Consider the following 6,919-nt stretch of genomic DNA (forward strand, 5'->3'; position numbering starts at 1 on the left):
CTTCGACAACGACACCGCGACGAGCTGGGCGCTGCCCGCCCCCAAACCCGGCCGCCCCCCGCCTCGGTGACGATCGACCTTGGCGCGACCGAGACGCTTGCCGGGTTCAGCCTGACGCCGTCGCGCGCGGTGATGGCAGACACTGCGCCGCCAAAGGACTACCGGATCGAGACGAGCACCGACGGCACCAACTGGCAAGAGGCCGGCAAGGGCGAACTGCCCAACATCGCCTATGCGCTCGCGACTCAGCGGATCGCCTTTGCGACCCCGGTCACCGCCCGTCTGCTCCGCCTCAGCTTTGCCGAGACCGCGATTCCTGCCCGTCGCCTCGCAATCGCCGGGATCGGCGCGTTCCGGCCCCGCAGCGGGTGACGCAATGATACGGTCTGTCCCACGCGTGCAATAAATCGCGCGCATACCCCAGGTCGGATGCGGTGCCGCCACGGCGCCGGTTCGGCCGGGGACACGCCATGACAGCGATCGAAACCAGTACAGTGCCGATGACCACGATCGCAGGGGCCGCCATGGACGGTGCGGAGGTCGCGCCGGTGATACGATCGGCTTGGCTCGCACCAGGTTTCTACCTCGCATTCCTGTTCGGTGCGCTGTTCCTGTTCGCGATCGGCCTGCTTCTGCTCTGGCGGTCGGCGAAAAAAACTCCGGCGATTCCGGGCACCTGCTGGAAACGGACTCGGTTCGGCGTGGTCCGGGCAACATCCGTCGCCCACGACCTGATCCCCTAACATGAAGCAGGCCGATTCCTTGCCGCCTGCATGGACCCGGTCTGGTGGATCGCACGTTGAGCCCCCGAACTTCGTCCTCGACAGCAAGGATCCGCAATGAGCGACATCGAACAGCGCAACCCCGGCAACGGTGGTGAGACGCATCAGCAGGCAGGCGGCGACGTCCCCGTCCTGACCACCAATCACGGCGTGCCCGTGTCCGACAACCAGAACAGCCTGAAATCCGGCGCGCGTGGTCCCACGCTGCTCGAGGATTTCGTGCTCCGCGAGAAGATCTTCCATTTCGATCACGAGCGGATCCCCGAGCGGATCGTCCACGCGCGCGGAACGGGTGCGCACGGCTATTTCGAGGCGACCGACGATATTTCCGACCTGACCAAGGCGGCGGTGTTCAAGAAGGGCACGAAGACCGAGCTCTTCACGCGCTTCTCGACGGTCGCCGGCGGCGCCGGTTCGGTCGACACCCCGCGCGACGTGCGCGGCTTCGCGGTCAAGTTCTACACAACCGAGGGCAATTGGGATCTCGTTGGCAACAACATCCCGGTGTTCTTCATCCAGGACGCGATCAAGTTCCCGGACCTGATCCATTCGGTGAAGATGGAGGCCGACCGTGCCTATCCGCAGGCGGGTTCGGCGCACGACACCTTCTGGGACTGGGCATCGCTGACTCCGGAATCGACGCACATGCAGATGTGGGCGATGTCCGACCGCACCCTGCCGCGTTCGCTGCGGATGATGGAAGGCTTCGGCGTTCACACGTTCCAGCTCGTGAACGAGGAAGGCAAGTCGAGCTTCGTCAAGTTCCACTGGAAGCCGAAACTTGGTCTCCAGTCGACGATCTGGGACGAGACGCTCAAGCTCCAGGCCGCGGACAACGACTATCATCGTCGCGACCTGTGGGAAGCGATCGACACCGGCGACTTCCCCGAGTGGGAGCTCGGCATCCAGGTGTTCGACAAGGCATTCGCCGAGGCACAGCCTTATGACGTGCTCGATTCGACCAAGCTGATCCCTGAGGAGGACGTTCCCGTCCGGATCATCGGCCGGATGGTGCTCGACCGCAATGTCGACAACTTCTTCGCTGAGACCGAGCAGGTCGCGTTCCTGCCGACGAACATCGTCCCCGGCATCGATTTCTCGAACGATCCGCTGCTTCAGGGCCGCCTGTTCAGCTATCTCGACACGCAGAAGTCACGTCTCGGCACAACCAACTTCCATCAGATCCCGGTCAACGCACCGCGCAGCCCCGCTGGCAATTTCCAGCGTGACGGAATGATGCAGACCAAGGTGCCCAAGGGTCGCGCCAATTACGAGCCGAACAGCCTGTCGGTTGTCAGCGAAGACGGTGGCCCGCGCGAGTCGCCGAACGGCTTCGTGACGACCACCAACCCGACCGGTGCCGACGAGCAGGGCGAGAAGCTGCGCATGCGCGCCGAACTGTTCGGCGATCATTATAGCCAGGCACGGCTGTTCTGGGTGTCGGCGACCGACAATGAGAAGGCGCATATCGCGTCGGCCTTCACCTTCGAGCTGTCGAAGGTCGGTCTGGCACATGTTCAGGAGCGCACCGTCGCCAACCTCCGCAACGTGAACGAGGAACTGGCCACGCGCGTTGCCGATGGTCTCGGCATCCCCCTGCCGGCGGCCAATCCGGCGTTCCGCGCTCCGGTCGACATGCCACCGAGCCCGGCATTGTCGATTCAGAAGAACATGAAGGAGACGCTCGAGGGCCGTCAGGTCGGGATCCTGATTGCCGACGGGTCGGATGGCGCGGAGATCGACGCGGTCGTCGCGGCGGTCGAGGGTGCAGGCGGCAAGCCGGTGCTGGTCGCGCCCAAGGTCGGTGGCGCGAAGCTCGCCGATGGCAGCATGAAGAAGGCACAGGGCCAGCTTGCGGGCAGCCCGTCGCAGATCTTCGACGCGGTGGCGGTCGTCCTGTCGGCCGACGGGTGCAAGATGCTCCTGAAGGAAGGCGCGGCGGTCCAGTGGGTCATGGATGCGTTCGGTCATCTGAAGGCGATCGGCGCCAGCGATGCGGCCAAGCCGCTTCTCGACAAGGCCGGCGTAGAGCCCGATGCGGGTGTGGTGGCGCTGGCCGACATCGCGACCGCGGGTGCAAAGCGCTATTGGGATCGTGAGCCCAGCGTCCGCATGCTCGCCTGACCGGCACGAGGACGAGATCACGCCGTTCGCGCGTGGTCTCATTCGGGGCATAAAAGAACGGCCGCCCCGCACATCATGTGCGGGGCGGCCGTTTCGCGTTTGGCCCAACTGTACGGGCTGACGGTCTACGAGCGAACGAGCTCGACGATTTCGAATGCATGCGACCGCCAGCCGCGTTGGATCGACGCCTCCTCGGCCGCGACGCGCTTCTTCTTCGCCTCGGCCAATGACTTACTGTGCCCCCAGAACACTTCGGTCTTACCGTTGGCGAGCACCGCGACGATCCGCCAGTAGTGCGTGAACGCAGTCGCCGTAGGCCCGATCGTCTTCACATAGCCATCGGGCAGCGTCGCGGTGAGATAATGCTTCTTCGCCAAGTGCGCGTCAGTCCGCCGCTGGCGCGGCCGCGGCATCCGTCCTGGCCGCGAGCATGTACCCGAAGACGACGAAGACCAGCCCGCCGACGGTGTTTCCCGCGGTCACAACAACGAGATTGTGCACCGTGCCCGCCAGATCGATCACCGGATGCGGCGCCATGAGGCCGAGCGTGAGCGCGGTCATGTTGGCGACCGAATGCTCGAAGCCGGCAGCAACGAACGCGAGCAGGATCCAGGCCATCGCGATGCACTTGGCCGCATCGCCCTTCATCCGCGCCGCCGTCCAGATCGCGAGACAGACGAGCCAGTTGCACAGGATCGCCCGCGCGAACAACGCGATACCGTCCGCCTCGACCTTGTGCTGTACATAGGCGTTGAACATCGTGTCGGCATTGGCGAACACGGCGCCGCCCCCGCCGATTGCGAAGATTGCCGATAACAGGACGCCGCCGACCAGATTGCCGAGCCAGACGACAGCCGCCAGCGTGATTGCTTCACCATAGCTGATGGTCCGCTTCGCCAGGCCGAAGCCAAGATACATGACATAGCCGGTGAACAGCTCGGCGCCGGCGAATACCGTCAGGATCAGGCCGATGCCGAACGTCGCGCCCATCACCAGCGGCCGGACGCCGGAAGGAAGCCCCGCCGCCGCGCTGATCGCCAGGATCATCGCGATTCCGATATAAGTTCCCGCCAGGATCGCGCCCGCAAAGAAGCCCACCGGTGAGCGACGCCACGCCGCGGCCTTGGCCGCCGCGAGCGTCGCATAGGTGTCGATCGTCGGCGCGTATCCCGCGCTCATGCCATCGCGGCCTGGCTCTGACCGACGACCCCCGCGCGCGCCACGCCGCGCTCCGCACCGACGTCCCCGCCGGCCCGCCGCACCGTGACCGGCACCGACTTGTAGGACGGCGTGAAACTCTGCGGATCATGATCCTCGAGCGCGATCAGCGGCTGCGTCTCGGGATAATAGGACGCGATGCACCCGTCCGGCAGCGCATAGCGGACCAGCGTCAGCTTCTGCACGACGCGGTCGGGATGCGCATATTGCAACGCGGTGGCGACATCGACGACATCGCCCTCCGCATAGCCAAGCCGCGCCATGTCCCGCTCGTTCATGAACAGGATGTCGCGACGGCCGAAGACACCGCGATACCGGTCGTCGAGGCTGTAGACGGTCGTGTTATACTGATCATGCGCCCGCAGCGTCGTCAGACGCAGCACGTCCGGCGTGTTTGCGGTCTCGTCTTCCTCGATCCCCTCGGCGACGATGAAGTTCGCCTTGCCGCTGCTCGTCTTCCAGATCCGCATGGCGGCGGAATTGGGCAGATGGAACCCGCCGGGCTTGCGAATGCGCGCGTTGTAATCGGCGAAATCTGGGAACACGGCCTCGATCTTGTCGCGGATCAGGTCGTAATTGGCGACATAGGCATCCCAGTCGATATCGCCCTTGCCCTTGAGCGTCGCCTTGGCGATCTCGCCGACGATCCAGATCTCGGACTTCACATTCTCGCCCGGCGGCATCAGGAAGCCCCGCGACGAGTGGACCATCGACATCGAATCCTCGACGGTGACCGACTGCGGGCCACCGGCCTGCGTATCGAGCTCGGTCCGGCCCAGGCATGGCAGGATATAGGTGTCCTTCGCCATCAACAGCATGGTGCGGTTAAGCTTGGTGGTGATGTGCACCGCCAGATCGAGATTGCGAAACCCTTCGGCGCAGGCCTGCGGATCGGACGACGCGATGGCGAGGTTGCCGCCGAGACAGACGATCGCCTTGGCCTTGCCGTCGCGCATCGCCGCGATGCTCTCGACCACCGAATGGCCATGCTCGCGCGGCGGTTCGAAGTTGAAGACCTTCTTCATCTGGTCGAGCAGCAGCGGCATCGGGCGTTCGGTAATGCCGACCGTCCGGTCGCCCTGCACGTTGCTGTGCCCGCGCAGCGGACAGATCCCGGCGCGGGGCGGCCCATATTGCCGCGCAGCAGCAACAGGTTGGCGAGCTGCTGGACGTTGCTGGTCCCGGTGCGGTGCTGGGTGATCCCCATGCCGTAACAGGCGATCGTCGCCTTGGACGACGCATAGATCCGCGCGACGTCCTCGAGATCCGCCCGGCGCAGGCCGCTCGCCTGTTCGATATCGGCCCAGTCGGTCTGTGCAAGATCGGCGATATAGGGCTCGAGCCCGTCGGTATGTTCGGCGATGAACGCATGGTCGAGCGCGGGTTCGCCGCCGCTGGCGCGCGCTGCCTCGTCGAGCGCCACGAGTGCCTTGGCGATACCCTTGAGCGCCGCGGCGTCACCGCCGACCTTCACCTGCAGATAGGAGCTGGCGATCTGGGTCGCCGACATCGTCGCCATCTCGACCACCGACTGCGGCGATTCGAAGCGTTCGAGCGAGCGCTCCTTGAGCGGGTTGAACACGATGATCTTGCCACCGCGGCGCGACACCTCGCGCAGCGTCGCCATCATCCGAGGATGGTTCGTCCCCGGATTATGGCCGATCGACAGGATCAGGTCGGTATGGTCGAAATCCTCGAGACTGACCGTACCCTTGCCGATCCCGATCGACTTGGGGAGGCCGACCGACGTCGCCTCGTGGCACATGTTCGAACAGTCGGGGAAGTTGTTGGTCCCGTACAGCCGCACGAACAGCTGATAGAGGAACGCCGCCTCGTTCGAGCAGCGGCCCGAGGTATAGAATTCAGCCTGGTTCGGATCCGGCACCGCGGCCAGACCCGCACCGATCGCGGCCATCGCCTCCGCCCAGGTCACGACCTCATAATGGTCGGTTGCGGCGTTGTAGCGCAGCGGTTCGGTGACGCGTCCCTGATCCTCGATCCAGTGATCGCTCTGCTTCCAGATCTCGGCGACGCTGTGCTTGGCGAAGAAGTCGGCGCCGATCAGCTTCGCCGTGGATTCCCACGCCACCGCCTTGGCGCCGTTCTCGCAGAATTCGAACGACGAGGTATGCTTGGGGTCGGGCCAGGCGCAGCTCGGACAGTCGAACCCGTCGGGCTGGTTGGATTTGAGCAGCGTCTGCCCGCCGCGCACCACGATCTGCTGGGCCTTCAGCGACGTCGCGACCGCCTTGAGCGCACCCCAGCCACCGGCCGGGCCGGTATAGTCGACAATCCCGTCGGGACGCTTGTTACGCATACTCAAATCTCCAAATCGGGCGTGTCACCGCGGAAATTGCCCGGGTCCATGCAGCCTTAACGTTTGGAGTCGCGATACCGCGCCGCAGCATAAGTGCCAAAACAGGAAAATCGCAGCCGGTGATCGCCTTTATAGGTCAGTACGGCTTTCATTTGACTCACAATAAGGTTCGACCATTGCTCGCACGTCCACGCGCGCCTTCAGCCGTGCCGCGAGCAGCGCGGTACCGCTGATCTTCCGCTGCACGAACAGCATGTCGGCCGACGGGATATGCCAGGTCGACCGGTCGCGTGCGATCGCCGCTCCCTCGTCCCGCAGCACCGAGACGAAGCTGCGATCGCCGAAGTCGAACGGCCCCGTCTGGTTCATCTCTGCCAGGATCACGTCGATCATGCGGTCGATCTGCGGCCGATGCCCCACGACCGCGGCCTCGCCCAGAAAGCCCGCCTGCACGGCGGCGTCGCGGACCGCGTCGCGC

Annotated in this window: 5 protein-coding genes and 2 pseudogenes; 3 read left to right on the top strand and 4 right to left on the bottom strand. The window is 64.9% G+C overall.

Features of this window, described 5'->3' with window-relative positions; all coding sequences use genetic code 11:
• The 3 genes from NI18_RS18705 to NI18_RS18715 all read left to right on the top strand — a co-directional run.
• The coding region (locus NI18_RS18705) for a discoidin domain-containing protein (RefSeq protein ID WP_037532213.1) at positions 1-372 on the top strand (372 nt) is incomplete at its 5' end.
• Positions 373-470: 98 nt separating this feature from the next.
• On the top strand, positions 471-743 hold the full coding sequence (locus NI18_RS18710; protein ID WP_128082330.1) for a hypothetical protein: 273 nt from the start codon (positions 471-473) through the stop codon (positions 741-743).
• Between the two features lie 96 nt (positions 744-839).
• Positions 840-2,906, top strand: coding sequence for a catalase (locus NI18_RS18715; protein WP_037532218.1), 2,067 nt, complete (start codon positions 840-842; stop codon positions 2,904-2,906).
• Positions 2,907-3,031: 125 nt separating this feature from the next.
• On the opposite strand, the gene NI18_RS18720 is transcribed toward NI18_RS18715, so the two are convergent.
• The 4 genes and pseudogenes from NI18_RS18720 to NI18_RS18735 form a co-directional block, all read right to left on the bottom strand.
• A complete protein-coding gene (locus tag NI18_RS18720) occupies positions 3,032-3,283 on the bottom strand; it encodes a hypothetical protein (RefSeq protein ID WP_037532225.1) in 252 nt (83 codons plus the stop codon).
• Positions 3,284-3,290: 7 nt separating this feature from the next.
• On the bottom strand, positions 3,291-4,085 hold the full coding sequence (locus tag NI18_RS18725) for a formate/nitrite transporter family protein (protein WP_037532220.1): 795 nt from the start codon (positions 4,083-4,085) through the stop codon (positions 3,291-3,293).
• Positions 4,082-6,441 (bottom strand): annotated as a pseudogene (locus NI18_RS18730) (FdhF/YdeP family oxidoreductase). The gene NI18_RS18725 and the pseudogene NI18_RS18730 overlap by 4 nt, the downstream one beginning before the upstream one ends.
• A 129-nt stretch (positions 6,442-6,570) precedes the next feature.
• Positions 6,571-6,919: pseudogene (locus NI18_RS18735) on the bottom strand (AarF/ABC1/UbiB kinase family protein); the annotation flags it as partial.

The sequence above is a fragment of the Sphingomonas sp. Ant20 genome, from assembly GCF_000783375.1.
GTDB lineage: Bacteria > Pseudomonadota > Alphaproteobacteria > Sphingomonadales > Sphingomonadaceae > Sphingomonas > Sphingomonas aerolata.

What these genes read in the sequence shown, in the direction of transcription:
- NI18_RS18710 (WP_128082330.1), top strand. Translation starts at nt 471, where the DNA reads ATGACAGCGATCGAAACCAGTACAGTGCCGATGACCACGATCGCAGGG.
- NI18_RS18725 (WP_037532220.1), bottom strand. Translation starts at nt 4,085, where the DNA reads ATGAGCGCGGGATACGCGCCGACGATCGACACCTATGCGACGCTCGCG.
- NI18_RS18715 (WP_037532218.1), top strand. Translation starts at nt 840, where the DNA reads ATGAGCGACATCGAACAGCGCAACCCCGGCAACGGTGGTGAGACGCAT.